Source organism: Paragemmobacter kunshanensis (assembly GCF_011059185.1).
Taxonomy (GTDB): domain Bacteria; phylum Pseudomonadota; class Alphaproteobacteria; order Rhodobacterales; family Rhodobacteraceae; genus Paragemmobacter; species Paragemmobacter kunshanensis.
Genome location: NZ_JAALFE010000004.1, coordinates 232,173 through 254,408, shown reverse-complemented (window position 1 = coordinate 254,408; position 22,236 = coordinate 232,173). Strand labels below are relative to the sequence as shown.

General features: G+C 68.7%; 22 protein-coding genes and 1 pseudogene. 13 read left to right on the top strand and 10 right to left on the bottom strand.

Going from position 1 to position 22,236, the window contains the following annotated elements; all coding sequences use genetic code 11:
* Positions 1 to 8 precede the first annotated feature (8 nt).
* The 4 genes from G5V65_RS06445 to G5V65_RS06430 form a co-directional block, all read right to left on the bottom strand.
* On the bottom strand, positions 9 to 434 hold the full coding sequence (locus tag G5V65_RS06445; RefSeq protein ID WP_165048056.1) for a GNAT family N-acetyltransferase: 426 nt from the start codon (positions 432 to 434) through the stop codon (positions 9 to 11).
* Between the two features lie 298 nt (positions 435 to 732).
* Positions 733 to 918, bottom strand: coding sequence for a zinc-finger domain-containing protein (locus tag G5V65_RS06440; protein ID WP_101921354.1), 186 nt, complete (start codon positions 916 to 918; stop codon positions 733 to 735).
* A 61-nt stretch (positions 919 to 979) separates the two neighbouring features.
* Positions 980 to 1,756, bottom strand: coding sequence for a hydroxypyruvate isomerase family protein (locus G5V65_RS06435; protein ID WP_165048053.1), 777 nt, complete (start codon positions 1,754 to 1,756; stop codon positions 980 to 982).
* Positions 1,757 to 2,332: a DUF1285 domain-containing protein gene (locus G5V65_RS06430; RefSeq protein WP_165048135.1), complete on the bottom strand. Its 576-nt coding sequence runs from the start codon at positions 2,330 to 2,332 to the stop codon at positions 1,757 to 1,759.
* Positions 2,333 to 2,416: 84 nt separating this feature from the next.
* On the opposite strand from G5V65_RS06430, the gene G5V65_RS06425 reads away from it, so the two are divergent.
* The 4 genes from G5V65_RS06425 to G5V65_RS06410 are packed head-to-tail and all read left to right on the top strand — an operon-like array spanning position 2,417 to position 9,178.
* Positions 2,417 to 3,421, top strand: a complete 1,005-nt coding sequence (locus G5V65_RS06425) for an AAA family ATPase (protein WP_165048051.1) — start codon at positions 2,417 to 2,419, stop codon at positions 3,419 to 3,421.
* Positions 3,418 to 4,305, top strand: a complete 888-nt coding sequence (locus tag G5V65_RS06420; RefSeq protein ID WP_343162825.1) for a DUF58 domain-containing protein — start codon at positions 3,418 to 3,420, stop codon at positions 4,303 to 4,305. The genes G5V65_RS06425 and G5V65_RS06420 overlap by 4 nt, the downstream gene beginning before the upstream one ends.
* Positions 4,305 to 7,103 (top strand): DUF4159 domain-containing protein, encoded by a 2,799-nt coding sequence (locus tag G5V65_RS06415; protein ID WP_165048049.1) that lies wholly within the window; start codon positions 4,305 to 4,307, stop codon positions 7,101 to 7,103. Before G5V65_RS06420 ends, G5V65_RS06415 begins: the two co-directional genes overlap by 1 nt.
* Entirely contained in the window at positions 7,100 to 9,178 is a 2,079-nt protein-coding gene (locus tag G5V65_RS06410; RefSeq protein ID WP_165048047.1) for a hypothetical protein, read from the top strand. Before G5V65_RS06415 ends, G5V65_RS06410 begins: the two co-directional genes overlap by 4 nt.
* Here G5V65_RS06410 and G5V65_RS06405 read toward each other — a convergent pair.
* Positions 9,162 to 9,851 (bottom strand): DUF599 domain-containing protein, encoded by a 690-nt coding sequence (locus G5V65_RS06405; protein WP_165048045.1) that lies wholly within the window; start codon positions 9,849 to 9,851, stop codon positions 9,162 to 9,164. The genes G5V65_RS06410 and G5V65_RS06405 overlap by 17 nt on opposite strands.
* Before the next feature lie 83 nt (positions 9,852 to 9,934).
* On the opposite strand from G5V65_RS06405, the gene G5V65_RS06400 reads away from it, so the two are divergent.
* The 7 genes from G5V65_RS06400 to G5V65_RS06370 all read left to right on the top strand — a co-directional run bounded on the left by G5V65_RS06400 (position 9,935) and on the right by G5V65_RS06370 (position 16,889).
* Positions 9,935 to 11,368: an FAD-linked oxidase C-terminal domain-containing protein gene (locus G5V65_RS06400; RefSeq protein WP_165048043.1), complete on the top strand. Its 1,434-nt coding sequence runs from the start codon at positions 9,935 to 9,937 to the stop codon at positions 11,366 to 11,368.
* Positions 11,369 to 11,472: 104 nt separating this feature from the next.
* On the top strand, positions 11,473 to 12,564 hold the full coding sequence (locus tag G5V65_RS06395; protein WP_165048040.1) for an FAD-binding protein: 1,092 nt from the start codon (positions 11,473 to 11,475) through the stop codon (positions 12,562 to 12,564).
* Position 12,565: 1 nt separating this feature from the next.
* Positions 12,566 to 12,877, top strand: coding sequence for a hypothetical protein (locus tag G5V65_RS06390; protein WP_165048038.1), 312 nt, complete (start codon positions 12,566 to 12,568; stop codon positions 12,875 to 12,877).
* A gap of 9 nt (positions 12,878 to 12,886) precedes the next feature.
* Entirely contained in the window at positions 12,887 to 14,176 is a 1,290-nt protein-coding gene (gene glcF, locus G5V65_RS06385; protein ID WP_165048036.1) for a glycolate oxidase subunit GlcF, read from the top strand.
* 277 nt (positions 14,177 to 14,453) lie between these two features.
* On the top strand, positions 14,454 to 15,245 hold the full coding sequence (locus G5V65_RS06380; protein ID WP_165048034.1) for a trypsin-like serine peptidase: 792 nt from the start codon (positions 14,454 to 14,456) through the stop codon (positions 15,243 to 15,245).
* 157 nt (positions 15,246 to 15,402) lie between these two features.
* Complete coding sequence (locus tag G5V65_RS06375; RefSeq protein ID WP_165048031.1) at positions 15,403 to 15,876, top strand: Hsp20 family protein; 474 nt, start codon at positions 15,403 to 15,405, stop codon at positions 15,874 to 15,876.
* Between the two features lie 188 nt (positions 15,877 to 16,064).
* Positions 16,065 to 16,889: a trypsin-like serine peptidase gene (locus G5V65_RS06370; protein WP_165048029.1), complete on the top strand. Its 825-nt coding sequence runs from the start codon at positions 16,065 to 16,067 to the stop codon at positions 16,887 to 16,889.
* A 126-nt stretch (positions 16,890 to 17,015) separates the two neighbouring features.
* Here G5V65_RS06370 and G5V65_RS06365 read toward each other — a convergent pair whose 3' ends face one another.
* Both G5V65_RS06365 and G5V65_RS06360 read right to left on the bottom strand, forming a co-directional pair.
* On the bottom strand, positions 17,016 to 17,546 hold the full coding sequence (locus tag G5V65_RS06365; protein WP_165048027.1) for a peptidoglycan-binding domain-containing protein: 531 nt from the start codon (positions 17,544 to 17,546) through the stop codon (positions 17,016 to 17,018).
* Positions 17,547 to 17,653: 107 nt separating this feature from the next.
* Positions 17,654 to 17,935, bottom strand: a complete 282-nt coding sequence (locus G5V65_RS06360; RefSeq protein WP_165048025.1) for a hypothetical protein — start codon at positions 17,933 to 17,935, stop codon at positions 17,654 to 17,656.
* A gap of 114 nt (positions 17,936 to 18,049) precedes the next feature.
* On the opposite strand from G5V65_RS06360, the gene G5V65_RS06355 reads away from it, so the two are divergent.
* Positions 18,050 to 18,676, top strand: coding sequence for a TetR/AcrR family transcriptional regulator (locus tag G5V65_RS06355; RefSeq protein ID WP_165048023.1), 627 nt, complete (start codon positions 18,050 to 18,052; stop codon positions 18,674 to 18,676).
* A gap of 82 nt (positions 18,677 to 18,758) precedes the next feature.
* Here the strand turns inward: G5V65_RS06355 and G5V65_RS06350 are convergent, their stop codons facing one another.
* Positions 18,759 to 20,237, bottom strand: coding sequence for an NAD-dependent succinate-semialdehyde dehydrogenase (locus tag G5V65_RS06350; protein ID WP_165048021.1), 1,479 nt, complete (start codon positions 20,235 to 20,237; stop codon positions 18,759 to 18,761).
* 120 nt (positions 20,238 to 20,357) lie between these two features.
* Between G5V65_RS06350 and G5V65_RS06345 the strand changes: the two genes are divergently transcribed.
* A complete protein-coding gene (locus G5V65_RS06345) occupies positions 20,358 to 21,167 on the top strand; it encodes an alpha/beta hydrolase (protein ID WP_165048019.1) in 810 nt (269 codons plus the stop codon).
* A gap of 138 nt (positions 21,168 to 21,305) precedes the next feature.
* Here G5V65_RS06345 and G5V65_RS06340 read toward each other — a convergent pair whose 3' ends face one another.
* Complete coding sequence (locus G5V65_RS06340) at positions 21,306 to 21,635, bottom strand: hypothetical protein (RefSeq protein WP_165048017.1); 330 nt, start codon at positions 21,633 to 21,635, stop codon at positions 21,306 to 21,308.
* 23 nt (positions 21,636 to 21,658) lie between these two features.
* Positions 21,659 to 22,168: pseudogene (locus tag G5V65_RS22985) on the bottom strand (OmpA family protein); the annotation flags it as partial.
* Positions 22,169 to 22,236 lie beyond the last annotated feature (68 nt).

Here is a 22,236-nt window from a genome sequence, read left to right as displayed (position 1 = left end):
CGGCCGCCTCAGGCCAGAGCGAGGGGAAGGGCGCGGGCGGCGCCGAGGGTGGTGGTGAGCGCGGCCATGCCCGGGGTGATGGTGAGGGTGGCGCGGCCTTCGGCCTGGGCCAGCAGGCGGGCGGCGCCGATGAGGCGGCGGCCGAGGCCGCGGTTGCGGTGGGGGCCCGCGACGAAGAGGTCGGTGATTTCGTAGCCGGAGGCCCAGGTGATGGGGTCGCGGGTCAGGCGGAGGAGGATGTAGCCCAGGGTTTCCGTGCCGGCGCGGGCGACGAGGGCGCGGGTGCCGGGCAGGATGAAGGCGTCGCGGTGCAGGGTTTCGATATCGCGGGGCGCTTCGCCCAGATGCGCGGCGAGGCGCTGCGACATGGGGTGCAGGGCGGGGAGGTCGTCGGGGGTGGCGAGGCGGATTTCGGGGCGGATTTCGGTGTTCATTCTGTCATCTCCCGCCGCCGCTGCGGGAAGATGTTTGACCGACCACCCGCAGGGGCGGCCTATCTGGTCTGGTTTGGGTAAGAAACGCTGACCGGCCGCCTATGAAGCGTCGGTAAAGTAATAGGAGGCGATGGCGATACGGTTCAGCATGGCGCGAGGCTGCACCGGCGCGGGGGGCGCGTCAAGCGGGCGGGCAAGAATTTTCTGCGAAAATTCTTAAGGGCGATTTTTCTGCGAAAAATCGGGGCGATCCTTCGCAGAAGGATCGTGCGGAAGAAATTTCGGAGAAATTTCTTCTTCAGTGGTCGTCGTGGGCGTGGTCGCGGTCGATCACGTAGCGCTTGTCGCAATAGCCGCATTCGACCCAGCCGGTATCGCGGGGAATGGTCAGCCAGACGCGGGGATGGCCCAGCGCGCCTTCGCCCCCGTCGCAGGCCACTTTCCAGGTGGTGACGACTTCGGTTTCGGGGGCGTCGATGGGCATGGGGGCAACCTTTCCTGCAAGCGCCCCCATTCTAGCCGTTGGGGCGGCAGGGGCAAGGGGGCTAGGCCCCGATCAGCCGCGCGCGGCCCTTCAGGGCCTGAAGCCACATCAGGCCATGCACGGTGGCGCGGGCGGGCAGGTATTCGGCCGAAACCCAGCCGGGATAGGCGCTGCGGTCCAGTTCGGCGCAGAGGCCGGTCAGATCGAAGCCGCCCCCGCCCGGTTCGTTGCGCGAGGGGAAGCCCGCGATCTGGACATGGTTCACGCGCGCCTTGTGCCGCGCCCAGACGGCATCGGCATCGCCATGGATGCGGGCGGCGTGCCAGAGATCGAACTGGATGCCCAGATTGGGCAAGGCGAGATCGTCGATGATGCGGGCGGCCTGATCGAAATCGTTCAGGAAATAGCCCGGCATGTCATCGGAGTTCAGCGGCTCGATCGTGATCGTCGTGTCGGGGGCCTGTTCGGCCGCCCAGGCGAGGTTTTCGCGATAGGTCGCCTCGGCCTGTTCGCCGCGGGCGACGCCTGCCATGACATGGATCCGCCCGGCGCCAAGGAGGGCTGCCAGATCGGCGGCGCGCTGGAAACTGGCGCGGAAGGTATCTTCGGCCCCCGGGACGGCGGCATGGCCGCGGTCGCCCGCGGCCCAGTCGCCGGGATGGGTGTTGATCAGCGCAAGCGGCATGCCCGCCAGTGCGGCCTGCCAGTCGCGGGCGGGGTGATCATAGGGAAACAGCACCTCGACCCCGTCGAAACCCGCCTCGCGCGCCAGATCGGGGCGCGCCAGCATGGGCACTTCGGTGAAGAGCATCGTCACATTCGCGGCGAAACGGGGCATTCAGGGGAGGTCTTCCGAGGGAATCATCGGGAAGAACCTGCCCGATGACCAGAGGCCAAACCAGTCTTTTCCGGCGACGCGGTGATGAACGCAGAGTTCCACGAGGCGATAGAAGGATTTCCGGTCGATCAGCGCCTCGAGCCCGGCGCGGACATGGATATAGGGCGCGGGTTCGCCGGTGGCGGGATCGCGGGTCACGCGCAGGCCGTGGTCGGCATCGGCGGTGACGACATCGCCGACATGGGTGGTGAAGGTGACGGACTGATCGGGGCCGTTCCCCGCGACGTCGAAATCGACGGCCAGGAAGGGCGCGTCATCGACGGTGATGCCCACCTTTTCCACGGGGGTGACGAGGAAGTAGCTGTCGCCTTCCTTTTTCAGGATGCCGGAGAAGAGTTTCACGAGGCCCGGCCGCCCGATGGGGGTGCCGAGATAGAACCATGTGCCGTCGCGGGCGATGCGCATGTCGATATCGCCGCAGAAGGGCGGGTTCCAGAGATGGACCGGGGGCGGCCCCTGCTTCGCGGCGGCCTGTGCCGAGGCGGCGAGCCCTTCGGCAGACGGTTTCACGATCATTTGTCCGCTCATTGTTTTTGCCATTTGTGCCGGACGGGATAGTTCGGTCTAATGCGATCATATAACGGCGCGAGGAGCAAAGTCATGGCGGAAGCAAGCGATCTTGTCGCGCGGATCGAGGATCTGGGTGGCAAGCTGGGGGCGGCCAAGGCATCCATCAACCGCCGCTTCATCGGGCAGGAGACGGTGGTCGATCTGGTGCTGGCGGCGATGCTCTGCGGGGGGCATGCGCTGCTGGTGGGCCTGCCGGGGCTGGGCAAGACGCGGCTGGTGGATACGCTGTCCACCGTGATGGGGCTGAAGGGCAACCGCATCCAGTTCACCCCTGATCTCATGCCAGCGGATATCCTTGGGTCCGAAGTGCTGGAGACGGCGGCGGATGGCAGCCGGGCGTTCCGCTTTCTGGAAGGGCCGATCTTCTGCCAGTTGCTGATGGCCGACGAGATCAACCGCGCCAGCCCGCGGACGCAATCGGCGCTGCTGCAGGCGATGCAGGAGCGCGAGGTGACGATTGCGGGCCAGCACCGCCCGCTGGGGCGGCCGTTCCATGTGCTGGCGACGCAGAACCCGATCGAGCAGGAGGGCACCTATCCGCTGCCCGAGGCGCAGCTGGACCGGTTTCTCGTGCAGGTGGATGTGGATTATCCCACGCGCGAGACGGAGCGCGACATCCTGATCGCCACCACCGGGGCCGAGGAGGCCGAGGCGCATCAGGTCTTTACCGCCGGGGAGTTGCTGGAGGCGCAATCGGTGCTGCGGCGGATGCCGGTGGGGGATCAGGTGGTGGAGGCGATCCTGGATCTGGTGCGCTCCTGCCGGCCCGGGGAGCCGGAGGGGCGCGATCTGGCGGAGTCCTTGAGCTGGGGTCCGGGGCCGCGGGCGGCGCAGGCCTTGATGCTGACGGTGCGGGCGCGGGCGTTGCTGGACGGGCGGCTGGCGCCTTCGGTGGCGGATGTGGCGGCGCTGGCGCGGCCGGTGCTGACGCATCGGATGGCGCTGTCCTTTGCCGCGCGGGCGCGGGGCGAGAGCCTGGCCGGGATCATCGAGCGGACCGCCGGGCGCAAGCTGGGGCTTGAGGCGGCGGCGTGACGGAAGCCACGGACCTTTCCGGCGGCGATCTTCGGCCCAGGGCCGAGACGCTGGGCCAGTCGCTGCCGCCCTTGCTGGCGGAGGCGGAGATGCTGGCCTCGACCATCATGCTGGGCGAGCATGGGCGCAGGCGGGCCGGGCAGGGAGATGAGTTCTGGCAGTATCGCCCCACGCATGCGGGCGACAGCGCGCGGATGATCGACTGGCGGCGGTCGGCGCGGTCGGACGCGACCTTTGTGCGCGAACGGGAATGGCAGGCGGCGCAATCGGTGACGCTGTGGGTGGATCCGGCGAAATCCATGGCCTTTTCCGGCGCGAAGGGGCGGGCGGAGAAGGGGGATCGCGCGCGGCTTCTGGCGATGGCGCTGGCGGTGCTTTTGCTGCGCGGGGGCGAGCGGGTCGGGCTGGCGGGGGGCGGCGTGCCGCCACGGCCGGGGCGGGGGCAGTTGCTGCGGCTGTTGATGGCGCTGGAGGCGTCGGGCGAGGCAGATTACGGCACGCCCGATGCCACGGGCATAGCGAGCCATGGGCGGGCGGTGTTCCTGTCGGATTTCATGGGCGATCTGGCGGGCGTCGAGGCGGCGCTGGGTCGGGCTTCGGACCGGGGCGCGCGGGGGGTGCTGCTGCAGGTGCTGGACCCGGCGGAGGAGGATTTCCCCTTCGACGGGCGGACGATCTTTGAAAGCATGGGCGGCACGCTGCGGCATGAGACGCTGCGCGCGGGCGATCTGCGGGGGCGATATCTGGCGCGGCTGGCAGAGCGGAAGGATCGGCTGGCCAGCCTCGCCCGTGCGGTGGGCTGGCATTACCACTGCCACCATACGGGCGATGCGGCGCAACCGGCGCTGCTGTGGCTGTATCGCGCGCTGGAAGGGGGCCGGTGATGTTCATGCTGGGCCCTGTCGGCTTTGTGACGCCGGTGCTGCTTTGGGCGCTGGTGGCCTTGCCGGTGCTGTGGCTGCTGCTGCGCGCGGTGCCGCCCGCGCCGATCCGGCGGCGGTTTCCGGGGGTGGCGCTGCTGCTGGGCCTGCAGGACGAGGATAACGAGACGGATCGCACGCCCTGGTGGCTGCTTTTGCTGCGCATGGTGGCGATCGCGGCGGCGATCATCGCCTTTGCCGGGCCGATCCTGAACCCGCGCGAGCGGGGGCCGGGGACGGGGCCGCTGCTGGTGGTGCTGGATGGCGGCTGGGCCGATGCGCGCGACTGGGGGCGGCGGATCGAGCGGGCGGGCGCGCTGGTGGAAGAGGCGGGGCGCGACGGGCGGGCGGTGGCGGTGCTGCGGCTGACCGATGCGCCGGAAGCGGTGGTGTTTCAGGCGGCGGATGCCTGGGCCGGGCGGCTGGCGGCGATGGAGCCGCAGGCCTGGTTGCCGGGCGACCTGGCGGCCTGGGCGGCGGTTCTGCCGGATGAGGGGTTTGATACCTTCTGGCTTTCGGATGGGCTGGACCGGGCAGGGCGGGGCGATCTTTTCGCCGCGCTGGACCGGGCCGGGGATGTGACCGTCTTCCAGAGCCCGCGCCCGGTGCTGGCGCTGCATCCGGCGGGATTTGCCGATGGGGCGGTGCAGATCGCGGCAAGCCGCCTGCCGGTGGCGGGGCCGCTGGAGGTGGAGGTTGTGGCGCGCGGGCCGGATCCGGCGGGGATCGAGCGGGAACTGGCGCGGGTGACGCTGGCCTTTGCGGCGGGCGATGCGCGGGGCGAGGTGGCGCTGGCGCTGCCGCCGGAACTGCGCAACCGGATCACCCGGTTCGAGATCGTGGGCCAGCGGTCGGCCGGGGCGGTGAGCCTGACGGATGACAGCCTGAAGCGGCGCAAGGTGGCGCTGATCGGCGGGCGGGCCGACAATGCCGAGGGGCTGCAACTGCTGTCGCCCACGCATTACCTGCGGCAGGCGCTGGAGCCGGTGGCGGATCTGATCGACGGGTCGCTGACGGATGTGCTGCTGGCGAACCCGGATGTGATCGTGCTGGCCGATGTGCCAGCGCTGACGCAGGAGGAACAGGATGCGGTGCTGGGCTGGCTGGATGGGGGCGGGCTGCTTTTGCGCTTTGCCGGGCCTTTGCTGGCGGCGTCGGACGTGTCGCGCCTGTCGGAAGACCCGCTGATGCCGGTGCGCCTGCGCGAAGGCGGGCGGACGGTGGGCGGGGCGATGAGCTGGGGCGAGCCCAAGACGCTGGCCCCCTTTGCCGAAGGGTCGCCCTTCCATGGGCTGCCGGTGCCGGACGAGGTGCAGGTGACGGCGCAGGTCCTGGCGCAGCCCGATCCGGAGCTGGCCGCGCGGACGATTGCCGCGCTGGAGGATGGCACGCCCCTGGTGACGCGCAAGGAAGTGGGGCAGGGGCAGGTGGTGCTTGTCCATGTGACCGCCAATGCGGAATGGTCGACGCTGCCCCTGTCGGGGTTGTTCGTGCAGATGCTGGAGCGGCTGGCCGTGTCGACACGGCCCGCCCTGCCGGGGGCCGAGGATCTGGCGGGGCAGGTCTGGGTGCCGGAGGTGCTGCTGGATGCCTATGGCGCGGCGCGCGAGGCGGGCGAGATGGCCGGTGTCGAAGGGGCGGCGCTGGCGGCGGGCATGACCGGGGGGCCGGGGCCTGCCCTGCCGCCAGGGCTTTATGCCGGGGCGGATCGGCGTGTCGCGCTGAACGCGGTGGGGGCGGAGACGGTGCTGGAGGCGGCAAGCTGGCCTGCGGGGACGCCGGTCGAGGGGCTGGATGTGGCGCAGGAGCAGCTGTTGAAGGGGTGGGTCCTGTCGGTGGCGCTGGCGGCGCTGATGATCGACATTCTGGCGGCGCTCTGGCTTTCGGGGCGGCTGTCGGGGCTGCGGCGCGGGGTGGCGGTTCTGGCGGTGGCGGTGCTGGCGCTGGGCGGTGCCGCGCCCGAAGTGCGGGCGCAGAGCGAGGCCGGGGCTGCGGATCCGGCAGAGGAGGCGCTGGCGCTGGAGGCGACGACGGCGGTGGTGCTGGGCCATGTCCTGACGGGGGATGCGCGGGTGGACGAGGTGGCCGAGGCGGGGCTGCGCGGTCTGGGCGAGCGGCTGTGGGAGCGCACCTCGATCGAGCCGGAGGCGCCCATCGGCGTGGATATCGAGCGGGATGAACTGGCGTTCTTTCCCTTTCTCTACTGGCCGGTGACGGCGGGGCAGACGCTGCCTTCGGCCAATGCCTATCGCAAGCTGAACGATTATCTGCGGACGGGCGGGATGATCCTGTTCGACACGCGCGACAGCGATGTGGCCCGCGCGGGGGGCAGCACGCCCGAGGCGCAGCATCTGCAGCGGATCGCGGCGGGGCTGAACATTCCGCCGCTGGAGCAGGTGCCGCTGGACCATGTGCTGACGCGGACCTTCTATCTGTTGCAGGATTTTCCGGGCCGTTTCGGCGGCGCGCCGGTCTGGGTGGAGGCCGCGCCGCCCGATGCCGAGCAGGTGGAGGGGATGCCGTTTCGCAACCTGAATGACGGGGTGACGCCGGTGGTGATCGGCGGCAATGACTGGGCCGCCGCCTGGGCGGTGGATGCGATGGGGGTGCCGATGTTCCCGGTCGGGCGCGGCTTTGCCGGGGAACGCCAGCGCGAGATGGCGAACCGTTTCGGGATCAACCTGATCATGCATGTGCTGACGGGGAATTATAAGTCGGATCAGGTGCATGTGCCGGCGCTGCTGGAAAGGCTGGGGCAATGACGGCGGCGCTGATCCTTGATCCGCTGGTGCCCTGGCCGGTGCTGTGGGGGCTGGCGGGCTTTGCCGCCGTGCTGCTGGCTGTGGCGCTGTGGCGGGGCCTGTCGGGATGGTGGCTGCGGGGGCTGACGGCGCTGGTGGTGCTGGCGGCGATTGCCAATCCGTCCTTGCAGGAGGAGGAGCGCGCGGCGCTGTCGGATATCGTGCTTCTGGTGGTGGATGAAAGCGCGAGTCAGGGCCTGGGCGACCGCGCGGCGCAGGTGGAGGCGGCGATTGCCGGGGTCGAGGCGGAGGTCGCGCGGCTGGAGAATACCGAATTGCGGGTGCGGCGGTTCACCGATGCGCCGGAGGATGGCGGATCGCTGGCGATGACGGCGCTGGCGGAACTGCTGGCCGAGGAGCCGCGCGCGCGGGTGGCGGGTGCGATGATCATCACCGATGGGCAGGTGCATGATGTGGAACTGGCACCCACCCTGCCCGCGCCCCTGCATGTGCTGCTGACCGGGCGCGAGGCGGATTGGGACCGCCGCCTGATCGTGAAGAACGCGCCTGCCTTTGCCATCCTGGGCGAAGAGGTGATGCTGACCCTGCGGATCGAGGATCAGGGGGCCGCGCCGGGGGAAAGCGCGGTGGACCTGACGATCGCGGTGGATGACAGCGAACCGCAGACTTTTCGCGTGCCGGTGGGCGAGGATCTGGATCTGCCCGTAACGCTGCCGCATGGCGGGATGAATGTGCTGCAATTCTCTACGCCCGCGGCGGAGGGGGAACTGACGGATCGCAACAATGCCGCCGTGGTGCAGATCAACGGGGTGCGCGACAGGCTGCGGGTGCTGCTGGTTTCGGGTGAGCCGCATGCGGGGGAGCGGGTGTGGCGGAACCTGCTGAAATCCGATGCCTCGGTTGACCTTGTGCATTTCACCATCCTGCGGCCGCCGGAAAAGCAGGACGGGATCCCGGTAACGGAGCTTTCGCTGATCGCCTTTCCGACGCGGGAACTGTTCGTGGAAAAGATCGAGGAATTCGATCTGATCGTCTTTGACCGATACAGGATGCGGGGCATCCTGCCGATGTCATACCTGGAGAATGTGGCCCAGTATGTGCGCAATGGCGGCACGGTGCTGGTGGCGGCGGGGCCGGAATTCGGGGCGGTGGATTCGCTGTGGCGGTCGCCCTTGGCCGATGTGCTGCCGGTGGAGCCGACGGCGCGGGTGATCGAGGGCGGGTTCCGCCCGGCGCTGACGGATCTGGGGCGGCGGCATCCGGTGACGGAAGGGCTGGAGGCGCTGGCGCCCGAAGGCGGCTGGGGCCGCTGGTTCCGGCAGATCGACGTGGTGCCGCGCGCGGGGCAGGTGGTGATGCAGGGCGCGGATGAGCGGCCTTTGCTGGTGCTGAACCGGGTGGGCGAGGGGCGGGTGGCGGTGCTGGCCTCCGATCACGCCTGGCTTTGGGGGCGGGGATATGAGGGTGGCGGGCCGCAACTGGAACTGCTGCGGCGGCTGGCGCATTGGATGCTGAAGGAGCCGGAACTGGAGGAAGAGGCGCTGACTGCCACGACCTCGGGTCAGGAATTGACGGTGCGGCGGCGGTCCATCGCGGAAGAGCCGCCGGGGGATGTGACGATCACCGGGCCGGATGGCGCGGTGGTGGTGTTGCCGATGCCCGAGGTTTCGCCGGGGCGATATGAACTGGTCTGGCAGGCGCCGATGATGGGGCTTTACCGGTTGGAGCAGGGCGAGTTGACGCGGGTGGTGGCGGTGGGTCCATCGGCGCCGCGCGAGTTTGTGGAGACGATTGCCAGCGGCGCGGTGCTGGAGCCGGTGGTGGTGCCGACGAATGGCGGGATCGCGCGGCTGGAAGAGGGGGTGCCGGACATTCGCACGGTGCGCGAGGGGCGGCCCGCGGCGGGGCGCGGCTGGCTGGGGATCACCCCGCGCGGGGCCTATGTGACGCAGGATCTGACGATTGCGCCCTTGCTGCCGGGCTGGCTGTGGCTGCTGCTGGCGGCGGGGCTGGCGATTGCGGCCTGGCTGATCGAGGGGCGGCGCGGCGCGAAGCGGATCAGCGCTTCAGCATGACATCGCGGGAATGCGAGGCGAATTCGCGGCGCATCAGGACAGCGGCGCTGGCAAGGCCGGCAAGCAGAAGGCCATAGGGGCCGAAGAGCCAGCCCAGCGCGCCGAGCGCGAAATAGATCGACCGCAATCCGCGATTGAAGCTGCGCGCGCCGGTGATGTTGATCTCGGCCGCCTGTGCGGCGCGGGGGCGGGCCTTGGGATCGGCGGGATCGTTCGGGACGGCGGCCATCAGGATGGAGCAATAGCCGAAAAGCCGATGCGCCCAGATGAACTTCAGCAGCGCATTGGCGAGGAAGGCGATCACCAGGATGATCTTCATTTCGACCTGCGCGCCCGCCTGATCCAGTGTCAGGTCGGCGGCAAGCCCCCTGACGCGGTCGGAATTGCCGATCAGCGCCACGCCGCCGCCGATGGCGATCATGCAGGCCGAGGCGAAGAAGGCCGTGCCCTGACGCAGGCTGTCGATCAGGGTGGCGTCGAAGATGCGGGGCTGGCGGGTGACGAATTCCCCCATCCAGTCGCGGCGGTAATCCTGCATCAGGATGGTGACGGATTGGCGCCGGGCAGGCGGATGTTCGATCAGCCAGCCGCAGCCGACCCAGAGCAGCAGATAGGCCGCGACAGCGATCAGGTCGGCACTGCCGAGGCTGCCGATATGCAGGGGCATGGTCATGGCTGATGGTTATGCGCGGGAATGGCGCTTGTCATCTGGGATAATTGGTTATATGTTTTTACCAATTGAAGGGAGGGATCGTCATGGAAATGCCCCAGCCAGATCCGGCGATCCTGGCGCGGCGCGAGCGGGTGCATGCCCGCCTGGCCGGGCTCTTGCCGCCTGATGCCCTGATCACCGACCCGGCCGAGACGCGCGCCTATGAATGCGACGCGCTGACGGCCTATCGCTGTTTGCCGCTGGCCGTGGTGCTGCCGCGCACGACCGAAGAAGTGGCCGCCGTGATGCGGGCCTGCCATGACGAGGGGGTGAAAGTGATCCCGCGGGGGGCGGGAACCTCGCTCGCGGGCGGGTCGCTGCCCACGCCGGATGCGGTGGTGCTGGGTGTGGCGCGGATGAATGCGGTGATCGAGACGGATTACACAAACCGCTTCATCCGGGTGCAGGCGGGGCGGACCAATCTTTCGGTGACGGGCGCGGTAGAGGCGGAGGGGTTCTTCTATGCGCCGGACCCCTCCAGCCAGCTGGCCTGTGCGATTGCCGGGAATATCGGGATGAATTCCGGGGGCGCGCATTGCCTGAAATACGGGGTGACGACGAACAATCTGCTGGGGGTGACCATGGTCACGATGGCGGGTGAGGTGGTGCAGGTGGGCGGGCCGTTCATGGATGCGCCGGGGCTGGACCTGCTGGGCGTGATCTGCGGGTCCGAGGGGCAGTTGGGCGTGGTGACGGAGGCCTGGCTGCGGATCCTGCCCAAGCCCGAGGGGGCGCGGCCCGTGCTGATGGGGTTCGCCGCAAACGAGGTGGCGGGGGCCTGTGTGGCCGACATCATCAAGGGCGGGCTGTTGCCGGTGGCGATCGAGTTCATGGATCGGCCCTGCATCGTGGCGACGGAGGCCTTCGCCAAGGCGGGCTACCCCGATTGCGAGGCGCTGCTGATCGTGGAGGTGGAGGGAAGCCCCGCCGAGATCGACGAGCAACTGGCGCGGATCAAGGCGATTGCCGCGCGGCACGATCCGGTGGCCTATCGCGAGGCGGCAAGCGAGGATGAGGCCAAGCGCATCTGGCTGGGCCGGAAATCGGCCTTTGGCGCGATGGGGCAGATGGGGGATTACATCTGTCTGGATGGCACGATCCCCGTTTCGGAACTGGCCTTCGTGCTGCGCCGGATCGGGGAGTTGACGGAAGGCTACGGGCTGCGCGTGGCGAATGTGTTCCATGCGGGGGATGGCAACATGCATCCGCTGATCATCTTCAACGCCAACCAGCCCGGCGATCTGGAGAAGGCCGAGGCGCTGGGCGCGGATATCCTGAAGCTGTGTGTCGAGGTGGGCGGCTGCCTGACCGGCGAGCATGGGGTGGGCGTGGAGAAGCGCGACCTGATGTCGGTGCAGTTTTCGGATGATGACATGGAGGCGCAGTTGCGCGTGAAGGATGTGTTCGATCCGGGCTGGCTGCTGAACCCGGCGAAGGTGTTTCCTTTATACGTGACGGCCTCGCGTCGCGCAGCGTGATGCGGCGGGACCGGGGGTTTTGCACCCGTCGCCACTGGGCTTGAACCAGTGGCGCACCAGTGGCGACCCCCGCAGGATATTTGGGAACAGATGAAGGGGCAGGCATGCGTCCTGTGGATGAGGCGGAACTGGCGGGGATCGTGCGGGGGGCGAATGCGCCCCTGATCCTGCGCGGGGGCGGGACGCGGGGGATCGGTGCCGCCGTGCCGGGGGAGGTGCTGGAGACGGGCGGGTTGTCGGGGGTGCGGCTCTATGAGCCCGGCGCGCTGACGCTGGTCGTTGGGGCGGGGACGCCCTTGGCCGAGGTGGAGGCCTTGCTGGCGGGCGAGGGGCAGCGGCTGGCCTTTGATCCGCCGGACATGCGGGGATTGCTGGGGCGTGAGGGGGTGTCCACAATCGGCGGCGTGGTGGCGGTGAATGCCAGCGGGCCGCGGCGGGTGCAGGCGGGGGCGTGCCGGGATTCGTTGATCGGCGTGCGGTTCGTGGATGGGACCGGGACGGTGATCCGCAATGGCGGGCGGGTGATGAAGAACGTGACGGGGATTGATCTGGTCAAGCTGATGGCGGGGTCGCATGGCACGCTGGGGGTGATCACCGAGGTGGCCTTCAAGGTGCTGCCCGCGCCGGAGGCGGTGGCGACGCTCTGCCTCGCGGGGCTGGAGGATGCGCGGGCGGTCGAGGCGATGGCGGCGGCGCTGGGATCGCCCTTCGACGTGACGGGGGCCGCGCATTGGCCCGGGCGGGGGACATTCGTGCGGGTGGAGGGTTTCGCGACATCGGTCCGCTATCGCGCGGGAGAGTTGCGCCGCCTGCTGGCGCGCTTCGGGGCGGTGGAGGAGGTCGGGGCCGAGGTCTGGGCGGCGGTGCGGGATGTGGTGCCGTTTCATGGGCTGTCGGGGGATGTCTGGCGGCTTTCGGTGAAGCCGTCGGATGCGCCGGGGCTGGTGGCGCGGGCCGGGGCCGAGGCGGTGATGTATGACTGGGGCGGCGGGTTGGTCTGGCTGGCGGTGGCGCCGGGGGTGGATCTGCGGGCAAGGCTGGGGGTGTTTCAGGGCCATGCGACGCGGGTAAGGGGGGAAGGGCCGGGTGCCTTTCACCCGGAGCCTGCGGCGGTGGCGGCCCTGTCGGCGGGGCTGCGGGCGAAGTTCGATCCGAGGGGGCTGTTCAACCCCGGCCTGATGCAGGGGGCGGCCTGACATGGCGCTGATCTTCCTTGGGTTTCCGCTGGCGATCTATCTGTCGCTTTGTCTTTTGCCGAAGGGGCGCGAGGGTCTGGGCATCGGATTGGCGGGGGCGGCGCTGGCGCTGGTCTGGGTGACGAATGATCCGGCGACGGATGGCGGGTTTGCCCGGCTGATGGTGCAGATCGGGGCGGCGGCGGTGGCGCTGGCGGCGCTGGCGCAGGGGCTGCGCCGGGCGATCCCCGCCGGGGCGGCGGGCTGGATCTGGCCTGCGCTGATGGCCGGGTTGGCGGTTTCGGCCGTGATGATCTTTCTGGTCCTGCTCTGAGGGGATGCGATGCAGACGAATTTCACCCCCGAGCAACTGGCGATCCCTGCGCTGGCGCGGTCGAACGAGATCCTGCGATCCTGCGTGCATTGCGGGTTCTGCACGGCGACCTGCCCGACCTATCAGGTGTTGGGCGATGAGTTGGACAGCCCGCGCGGGCGGATCTACCTGATCAAGGAGATGCTGGAGACAGGCCGCGCAGCGGATGCGCGGGTGGTGAAGCATATTGATCGCTGCCTGTCCTGCCTGTCCTGCATGACGACCTGCCCGTCGGGGGTGCATTACATGCATCTGGTCGACCATGCCCGCGCCCATATCGAGGCGACCTACAGGCGCCCCTTCACCGACCGGGCGCTGCGCTTTGTGCTGGCCAAGGTGCTACCCTATCCGATGCGGTTCCGGCTGGCGATCGGGCTGGCGAAGATGGGCAAGCCCTTTGCGCGGCTGATCCCGGATGCGCGGGTGCAGGCGATGCTGGACATGGTGCCGAAGCGCGTGCCACCGGTTTCGCGCAATGACGATCCGCAGAGCTTTGCGCCTCTGGGGGCGCGCAGGATGCGCGTGGCGCTGATGACGGGCTGCGCGCAGAAGGCGTTGAACACGGATATCAACGATGCGACGATCCGCCTGCTGCGGCGGTTGGGCTGCGAGGTGGTCGTGCCTGCGGGCATGGGATGCTGCGGGGCGCTGACCCATCACATGGGCCGCGAGGGCGAGGCGCATGGGTTTGCGGCGGCCAATATCCGCGCCTTCATGGCGGAGATCCGGGGCGAGGGGCTGGATGCGGTGGTGATCAACACCAGCGGTTGCGGGACGACGGTGAAGGATTACGGGCATATGTTCCGCAACGATCCCCTGGCAGAGGATGCGGCGCGGGTGGCGGGGCTGGCCTGCGACATATCCGAACTGCTGGCCCGGATCGGGGTGCCGGAGGGCGCGGCAAAGGGTCTGCGCGTGGCCTATCACGCGGCCTGTTCGCTGCAGCATGGGCAACAGGTGAAGACCGCGCCGAAGGAGTTGCTGAAGCGGGTGGGCTTTGAGGTGGTGGAGCCTGCGGACAGCCATCTGTGCTGCGGCTCGGCGGGGACATACAACCTGTTGCAGCCCGAGATCTCGCGCGAGTTGAAGGCGCGCAAGGTGCGGACGCTGGAGGCGAAGGCGCCGGATGTGATCGCCGCCGGAAATATCGGCTGCATGATGCAGATCGGATCGGGCACGGCGGTGCCGGTGGTGCATTCGGTGGAACTGCTGGACTGGGCGACAGGCGGGCCGAAGCCCCGGGCCCTTGCGGAAGGCTGATGCGGGGCGGGGGAAAATTCTGACACAGAATCTTGCGCGATTTCTGTGTCAGAAATCGCGGGGCCGGGTGGCGGAGCAGGGATCCGCTTTCGGCCGTGGCGCGGGTTGGCCGGTGTCGATTGGGTATTTGGGCCAAGATGAAGCGGCTTTGGCATGGACGAGGGACCGGTCGGTTCGGGCCTTGATCCCTGTCCGGCTGGACAGCGGTCGGGGGGCCTGCCAAACTTTCGCCGGAAAGCCGGGCTAGGCAGGCCGGGCCGATGCCCGAGGATGTTGAATGCGTCTTGTCGCGATCCTGTTCCTGCTGATGCTGTCACCGGCCCATGCCGAGGGGCCGACGATCCGGTCGCTGCAGACGGGCGACGATGGCAAGGGATGGCAGGCCGTGGGCCGGATCGAACTGGGCGAGCGGGGGTTCTGCACGGGCGCGCTGATCGCCGAGGATCTGGTGCTGACGGCGGCGCATTGCCTGTTCGACAAGGTGACGGGCGCGCGGATCGGCGAGGGCGAGTTGCGCTTTCTGGCCGGGTGGCGCAACGGGCGGGCGGAGGCCTATCGCGCGGTGGCGCAGGCGCTGGTGCATCCGGGCTATCAGTTCGACGTGGCCGAGGAATTGGGCAATGTGGGGGTGGATGTGGCGCTGTTGCGGCTGGACCAGCCGATCCGCCTGCCGCAGGTGACCCCCTTCGCCACCGATCCCGCCCCGATGATGGGCGAGGAGGTGGGGATCGTGTCCTATGCGATGGACCGGTCGGAGGCGCCGTCGCTGCAGGAGGTTTGCGAGATCATGGCGCAGCGGAGCAATCTGATGGTGCTGTCCTGCGCGGTGGAATTCGGGGCGAGCGGCGCGCCGGTCTTTGCGATGCGGGATGGCGAGGTGCGGATCGTGTCGGTGATCTCGGCCAAGGCGCAGGTGCAGGGCGAGGCGGTGTCGCTGGCTGTGCCGCTGTCGGAGCCGCTGGCCGTGCTGAAGGCGGAACTGGCGGCGGGCGCGCCGCGGGCGGCGACGGGGGCGCGCGTCCTTTCGGGCGGCGGGGGCGGGGCAAAGTTCCTGAAGGTTGCGCCCTGAGGCGGTGGCTTGCGCCCTGCGCTGTGGCGGGGGCTTGAAAGCGGCGTGGTTCATTCCCAAATCCGGGTTGTGCCGGATGCCTGTGACAGGGCCGGTGCATCGCCGCCCGTCCGATGAGGAGGGCATGACATAGCATCGCTCACTGGAGGATGACCCCATGCGAACCCTTGATTTCGCCCCGCTTTACCGCGCGACCGTCGGTTTTGACCGGATCGCCGACCTCATGGATCGTGTGCTGACGACCGATGTCGCCCAGCCGACCTATCCCCCCTACAATATCGAGAAGACCGCCGAGGACAGCTATCGCATCTCGATCGCCGTGGCGGGTTTCACCGCCGAGGAACTGGCTGTCGAGGTGAAGGATGGCACGCTTCTGGTGACCGCCCGCAAGGCCCCGGAGGCCGAGGGCAAGACCTATCTGCATCGCGGCATCGCCACCCGCGCCTTCGAGCGGCGCTTTGCGCTGGCCGATCATGTGCGCGTGACGGGGGCTGTGCATGAGCTGGGCATGCTGCATATCGACCTGACGCGCGAGACGCCCGAGGCGCTGAAACCCCGCCGGATCGAGATTGCCAGCGCGGCGCCGGGTGTCGCGCCGGTTCTGGAAGGGACCACCGCGAAGGCCAACTGAGCGGGCCGGAGTGGATGACATGATCGAAGGGGCGCCCGGTGGGGTGCCCCTTCTTCGTTTGCCGGATCAGGCGGTCATTCGGTGCCTGGGCCATCGCCCCGAGACTTGCGTGGTCGCGCCGCAGTTCCGCCGGGTTCCTCTGTCACCTTCGCCGCGTGATCCGTGGGGCGTAAGGGTGGAGGTGGTGGATGCGTGGCGTTCTGGTCTGGCTGGCCCTTCTGGCGCAACCGGCGCTTGGCTGGGATGGAAACCTTCGCCCGCTTGAGACCGGGGTGGTCGCCGGGCGATGGGCCGCGGTGGGGCGGATCGACCTGGGATCGAGGGGGTTTTGCAGCGGCACGCTGATCGCGCCGGATGTGGTGCTGACGGCGGCGCATTGTCTTTTCGACAAGGCGACGGGAGAGCCGTATCGCGCTTCGGAACTGACATTCCTGGCCGGATGGCGCGATGGCCGGGCCGAGGCGGATCGCGCGGGGGCGATGATCCTGCCGCATCCCGGCTATCGCCCCGGACTTGAGGAGGGCAGCATGGCGCATCGGGACCAGATCGGAAGCGACCTTGGCCTGATCAAGCTGGGTGAGCCGATCCTGCTGCCCTCGATCACGCCGGCGGCGACCGGATCCTTTCCGCGGGGTGGGGATCGGGTGGAGATCGTATCCTATGCGCGGGACCGGTCAGAGGCGGCGTCGATGCAGGATGCCTGCGCGGTTCTGGGGACCGAGGGCCGTATGGTCGTGCTGGATTGCGTGACGGATTTCGGCGCGTCCGGAGCCCCGGTGTTTCGCGACACGGCCTATGGGTCTGAGTTGGTGTCGGTCATTTCCGCCGGGGCCGAGGTGAATGGCAGGCCCGTCACCATTGCCGTTCCTGTGGAAGGTCTGCTGGATGATCTGATGGCCGAGCTGGACCGCGCCTGGCGGGCAGCGGCGCCGGGGGCGCGGAGGGCCTCTGTCCAGAGCGGTGGCATGGGCGCGGGGGGAGCCAAGTTCCTGAAGGCCGGTGAAGGGCCCTGATCGGGGCGCGGGCCCGGCCTGCGCGGTGCAAGCGGGGGCGTCGGTGAGGTGCCAAGGCCGATTGGGCCGGGCTGGCGTTGGGGAGATGCAGAGAGGGGCGCCCGGTGGGGCGCCCCTCTTGCAGGATCAGTAGATCAGGCTGTCATAGACGGTATAGGCCCCCGAGGCGCTGTCGATGCGGCCGCTCAGGCCACGATCCACGGCATAGCTGCTGAGGGCGCGGTAGGTGGCGGGGCCGAAGACGCCGTCGATCGCGCCGTAGTAATAGCCCTGCCGGGACAGCTGGCGCTGGATCGCGCGGCGCTCGGTGGGGCTGTAGCTTTTGAAGGCCTGGGCGGCGGCGCTGGTTGTCAGGCCGTGATGGGCCTGGGGGACGAAGTTCGTCTGCTGGTTGCGCGACGGCGGGACATAGTATTGCGGCTGCTGATAGGCAGGCTGCTGGTAGTAGCCGCGCGGCGTCTGGGCCTGGGCGCGCTGCTTGTTCATGTTCTGCAGCACGGTGCCCACGATGACGGTGGCGGCGACGCCCTTGAGAAAGTCGCGTTCCCGCTGGCCGGCCTGAACCGGGGCAGCCGCCGTGGCGGCGAGGGCGAGGGCCGCGATTGCGGCGGTGGAGAGGGTGCGGAGGTTCGGCAGCATCTGCATCGGTCCTTTCATGATCAGGCATCATGCCTTGGTCCCGATGTGGCAGGCGCGGCGCTGCTAGGCAAAAGCGCAAGGCTGATATGCGATAACAACGGCTATGCGGCCCGGCTGGGGCCGTGCTAGGGCGCGGCCTTCGCCCTTTGCTGCGCCGGTTGCTGCGCCGACTGCTGCCTTGCCCGTTCCAGCCAGCCGGTAAGCCAGGCCACACGGCGGAGGGCCTGACCCTGGGCTTCGATATCGCCCTGGGTCACGGGTTGCAGGGTCACGGCATCGGCGAGGCGGTAGAGTTCGGCCGCGATGTCGCGGCGTTCGTCGGCGGTGAGGTTGAGCAGACCATCCTCCATCGCCCGTCGGGCGAGGTGGTGCAGGCGGTCGGACAGGCTGTCCACGGGCTGGATCATCGGGGTTCCATCGGATTAATTCATTTTACATTGTAAATTGAATTAGGAGGGATGACCCGAAAGCGCAAGACAATGTCTTTGACATTTTCTGCATACCCGCTACACCGCCACGTCATGACCCGCAGCTATACCCTTTCCGAACCTGCCCGCGCCCGACGTGCGGCGCAGAAGCACGCCACCCGCGCGGCGCTTCTGGAGGCCGCCCGGGCCATCGCGGCGGAGCGCGGGGTAGAGGCGATCTCGGTGGTGGAGGTGGCGCGGCGGGCGGGCGTTTCGCACAGCCTGATCAACGCCTATTTCGATGGCAAGGCGGGGCTGATCGCGGCGCTGGTGAAGGACGTGCATGCGGCGCTGCTGGCCCGGACGGAGGTGGCGGCTGCCGGGCCGGGCAGCCCCGAGGCGCGGCTGCGCGCCATTCTGGTGGATTGGGCGGCGACCGACCTTGGCGATCCGAAGCTGCTGCGGGTGCTGCAGGCCCATGGCTGGACATGGTCGCCCGAGGCGGAGGCCGAGAGCCGCGCGGATCGGGCGGCGTTTCTGGCCCCGCTTGCAGAGGTGATCCGCGCCGGGCAGGCGACCGGCGCATTCAGGGCCAATGTCGCGTTGGAGGATGCGCTGGCCGCAATCTGGGCGATCTATACGCTGGGGATGCGCGAGGCGGTCTTTGCCCCGGACTTGCCCCCGCCAGATGCGGCAATCGCCGCGATCTGGGGCCAGATCGCGGCGGTTCTGCGCAGTTAGATCAGCGGCACCAGCGGGATGCCCCCGCCGCAGGCGGCGAGGGTGAGGGTGCAGAGGAGCGGGAGCGCGATGCGGAGGCGCATCAGACGCTCAGGCAGATGTATTTCATTTCCAGATAGTCCTCCATCCCGTGGCGCGATCCTTCGCGGCCAAGACCGGATTGCTTGACCCCGCCGAAGGGGGCGACCTCGGTCGAGATGAGGCCGGTGTTCACGCCGACCATGCCGTATTCCAGCGCCTCTTGCACGCGGGTGATGCGGCCGATGTCGCGGGCGTAGAAATAGGAGGCAAGGCCGAAGATCGTGGCGTTGGCGAGCGCGATCACCTCTTCCTCGGTCTCGAACTTGAAGAGGGGGGCGAGGGGGCCGAAGGTTTCTTCGTTGGTCACCAGCATGTCGGTGGTGACGCCCGTCAGGATGGTGGGTTCGAAGAAGGACCCGCCGAGCGCGTGGCGCTTGCCGCCGGTTTCGACGCGGGCGCCCTTGGTGAGGGCGTCGGTGATGTGTTCCTCGACCTTGGCGACGGCCTTGTCGTTGATCAGGGGGCCGAAGGTGACGTCTTCGGACAGGCCGTCGCCCACTTTGGTTTTCGCCACTGCCTCGGCCAGTTTCTTCGCGAAGGCGTCATAGACGCCGGCCTGCACGTAGATGCGGTTGGCGCAGACGCAGGTCTGGCCGTTGTTGCGGAATTTCGAAACCATGGCACCGGCGACGGCGGCATCGAGATCGGCGTCGTCGAAGACGATGAAGGGCGCGTTGCCGCCAAGCTCCATCGAGCATTTCATCACCTGATCCGCCGCCTGACGCAGCAGAATGCGGCCGACTTCGGTGGAGCCGGTGAAGGTCAGTTTCCGGACGGCGTGGTTTTCGCAGAATTCCTTGCCGATGTCTGAGGAGCGGATGGAGGTGATCACCGAGAAGATCCCCGCCGGAAGCCCCGCGCGTTCGCCCAGCAGGGCCATTGCCAGCGCCGAGAGCGGGGTTTCGGCGGCAGGGCGGGCGACGAAGCCGCAGCCTGCGGCGAGTGCGGGGCCGACCTTGCGGGCGATCATGGCATTGGGGAAGTTCCAGGGCGTGATGGAGCCCACGACGCCGATGGGCTGCTTGATCACCGTGATGCGCTTGTCGCGCTGGTGGCCGGGGATGGTTTCGCCATAGACGCGTTTCGCCTCTTCCGCGAACCATTCGATGAAGGAGGCGCCATAGGCGACCTCGCCCTTGGCTTCGGCCAACGGCTTGCCCATTTCGGCGGTCAGGATTTTGCCAAGGTCATCGACATTGGCCATCATCAGATCGAACCATTTGCGCAGGACGGCGGCGCGTTCCTTGCCGGTGCGGGCGGCCCAGTCCTTCATCGCGGCCTCGGCCGCGGCGATGGCGCGGGCGGTTTCCGCGCGGCCAAGGTTCGGCAGGGTGCAGATCACGTCGCCCCGGGCGGGGTTGGTGACATCGAAGCGGGTGCCGTCGTCGGCGTCGATCCATTCGCCGGCGACATAGGCCTTGGTGACCAGAAGTGTCGGATCCTTCAGGAGCGACGCGAGATTGGTGACGGAATCGAGCATGTGGGCCTCCGGCGTTTCGGGTTAAGGATGGATGCATCCGCGAGGGGGGGCTTGTCCAGTTCCGGCAGGGCAGATTCCGGATGCGGTGTGCGAAATTTTGATCAAATCGGGGCGTTGGGCATGGGCAAAGGGCAGGAATGGCGGTCGGAGGCGGATCGCGCCTATGCGAACGGGGCCTTCATCGCGGGGGCGGAGGGGTATCCGCCCAGGTGGGAGGCGGCAGCGGCGGGGTTCCGTGCGGCGATGGGGGCGCGGGCGCGGCTGGGGCTGGCCTATGGGCCGGGCGCGCGGCAGCGGTTCGATCTGTTCCTGCCCGAGGGTGAGGCGCGGGGGCTGCTGGTCTTTGTGCATGGTGGCTATTGGCTGGCCTTCGGGCGCGAGACATGGTCGCATCTGGCGGGCGGCGCGGTGGCGCGGGGATGGGCCTGTGCGATGCCGTCCTACACGCTGGCGCCCGAGGCGCGGATCGCGGGGATGACGGCCGAGATCGCGCGGGCCTGTCTGGTGGCGGCCGAGGCGGTGCCTGGGGTGCCGGTGGTGGTGGCGGGGCATTCGGCGGGCGGGCATCTGGCGGCGCGGATGGCTTGTGCGGATCAGGCGGTGCCGGGGCTGCGGCGGGTGGTGCCAATCTCGCCCCTGTCGGAACTGGCGCCGCTGATGGCGACGGAGATGCAGGACAAGCTGCGGCTGGACGCGGCGGAATGCGCGGCGGAAAGCCCGGCGCGGCTGGCGCGGGCGGCGGGAGTGGAGGCCCATGTCTGGGTGGGCGGGCAGGAGCGGCCCGCCTTCCTGTGGCAGGCGCGTCTGTTGGCAGAGGAGTGGGAGTGCCCATGGACGGTTGATCCGGGGCGGCACCATTTCGATGTGGTGGAGGGGTTGGCGGAGCCGGGTTCGGGCCTGGTGGAGGCCTGTCTGGGCGGGTTGGGGTAGGGGTGTCGAAGGGCGGGGAGAGCCTTGCGCCCTATTGAGGCGACGGGTGGCGGGGAGACCCCCGCCCTACGGGACGGCGGGTGACGGCAGACGTCCCGGACCCGTCATGCAAGCATCGGCGATGAAATGCGGGGGCCGTCAGTTGGCGGCGTGCATGCGTTCGATATAGGCGCGCATCTCTTCGGCCTCGTGCCGGGCGTCGCGCAGGCCTTCCATGGCGGCGCGGAGTTCCGCCTCGGTCTGGGCGATCTGGTTCATCAGTTCGGCCTCACGCTCTTCCAGATAGATCAGCGCGTGATCGCGGGCCTCTTCCGCCTCGTGCAGGGCCTGGGCGAGATTGTCCATCTCGGCCACGTCGCCGCCGGCGACGCGGGTGAAGCGGTGCAGGAGCCAATAGGTGAACCAGCCGAGCGCAAAGGCGAGAAGCAGGATGACGGCGGTTGCGGTGATGAATTCCTGGCGGTTCATTGGACCCTGGTCTGTTCGCGTGCCTAACCGTTATTCGCGGGACGGGCGGGCGGACGCAAGGTCTTTTCCTGCGGGGCGATCGAGGGGCTGGTGTCACCGGAGAAATCGGGGGTTGCCGTGGCGGGCGTGGGGGGGGTGGCCGGTTGCGCCTGATCTGCCTGATCCGCCTGATCCGGCTGGGCCGGAGGGGGGGCGGCGGTTGCGGGCGCGGGCGTGCTGGGCGTGCTGGGCGGGGTGAGAAGGACGAATTCGATGCGGCGATTGGCCTCGCGCCCGTCTTCGTTGGCATTGTCGGCGATGGGTTTCTCTTCGCCATAGCCAACGGCCTTGAGCGTGGAGACATCGACTCCGCGTTCGGCGAGCGCGACCAGAACGGCCTTGGCCCGGTTTTCGGAGAGGGTGCGGTTGTTGCGTTCGGTGCCTTGGGAATCGGTGTGGCCTGCCACCTCGATCGGGACGCCGGGGCATTGCTTGAGCAGGGTCGCCAAGGCATCGACAAGGCCGGAGGAAGCGCTGGAGATGACGTCGGAGCCGGGGTCGAAGGTGATCTTGTCGCGGGCCAGAAGGGCCGTGATGTTGCCGACGCAGGAAGCCGCATCGG

Bases quoted from the DNA above. Each gene is read 5' to 3' on its own strand.
- G5V65_RS06355 (WP_165048023.1), top strand. From the start codon at position 18,050: ATGACCCGCAGCTATACCCTTTCCGAACCTGCCCGCGCCCGACGTGCG.
- G5V65_RS06395 (WP_165048040.1), top strand. From the start codon at position 11,473: ATGCGTCCTGTGGATGAGGCGGAACTGGCGGGGATCGTGCGGGGGGCG.
- G5V65_RS06440 (WP_101921354.1), bottom strand. From the start codon at position 918: ATGCCCATCGACGCCCCCGAAACCGAAGTCGTCACCACCTGGAAAGTG.
- G5V65_RS06400 (WP_165048043.1), top strand. From the start codon at position 9,935: ATGGAAATGCCCCAGCCAGATCCGGCGATCCTGGCGCGGCGCGAGCGG.
- G5V65_RS06365 (WP_165048027.1), bottom strand. From the start codon at position 17,546: ATGAAAGGACCGATGCAGATGCTGCCGAACCTCCGCACCCTCTCCACC.
- G5V65_RS06445 (WP_165048056.1), bottom strand. From the start codon at position 434: ATGAACACCGAAATCCGCCCCGAAATCCGCCTCGCCACCCCCGACGAC.
- G5V65_RS06340 (WP_165048017.1), bottom strand. From the start codon at position 21,635: ATGAACCGCCAGGAATTCATCACCGCAACCGCCGTCATCCTGCTTCTC.
- G5V65_RS06405 (WP_165048045.1), bottom strand. From the start codon at position 9,851: ATGACCATGCCCCTGCATATCGGCAGCCTCGGCAGTGCCGACCTGATC.
- G5V65_RS06350 (WP_165048021.1), bottom strand. From the start codon at position 20,237: ATGCTCGATTCCGTCACCAATCTCGCGTCGCTCCTGAAGGATCCGACA.
- glcF (WP_165048036.1), top strand. From the start codon at position 12,887: ATGCAGACGAATTTCACCCCCGAGCAACTGGCGATCCCTGCGCTGGCG.
- G5V65_RS06345 (WP_165048019.1), top strand. From the start codon at position 20,358: ATGGGCAAAGGGCAGGAATGGCGGTCGGAGGCGGATCGCGCCTATGCG.
- G5V65_RS06360 (WP_165048025.1), bottom strand. From the start codon at position 17,935: ATGATCCAGCCCGTGGACAGCCTGTCCGACCGCCTGCACCACCTCGCC.
- G5V65_RS06410 (WP_165048047.1), top strand. From the start codon at position 7,100: ATGACGGCGGCGCTGATCCTTGATCCGCTGGTGCCCTGGCCGGTGCTG.
- G5V65_RS06380 (WP_165048034.1), top strand. From the start codon at position 14,454: ATGCGTCTTGTCGCGATCCTGTTCCTGCTGATGCTGTCACCGGCCCAT.
- G5V65_RS06430 (WP_165048135.1), bottom strand. From the start codon at position 2,332: ATGATCGTGAAACCGTCTGCCGAAGGGCTCGCCGCCTCGGCACAGGCC.
- G5V65_RS06425 (WP_165048051.1), top strand. From the start codon at position 2,417: ATGGCGGAAGCAAGCGATCTTGTCGCGCGGATCGAGGATCTGGGTGGC.
- G5V65_RS06435 (WP_165048053.1), bottom strand. From the start codon at position 1,756: ATGCCCCGTTTCGCCGCGAATGTGACGATGCTCTTCACCGAAGTGCCC.
- G5V65_RS06415 (WP_165048049.1), top strand. From the start codon at position 4,305: ATGTTCATGCTGGGCCCTGTCGGCTTTGTGACGCCGGTGCTGCTTTGG.
- G5V65_RS06370 (WP_165048029.1), top strand. From the start codon at position 16,065: ATGCGTGGCGTTCTGGTCTGGCTGGCCCTTCTGGCGCAACCGGCGCTT.
- G5V65_RS06390 (WP_165048038.1), top strand. From the start codon at position 12,566: ATGGCGCTGATCTTCCTTGGGTTTCCGCTGGCGATCTATCTGTCGCTT.
- G5V65_RS06375 (WP_165048031.1), top strand. From the start codon at position 15,403: ATGCGAACCCTTGATTTCGCCCCGCTTTACCGCGCGACCGTCGGTTTT.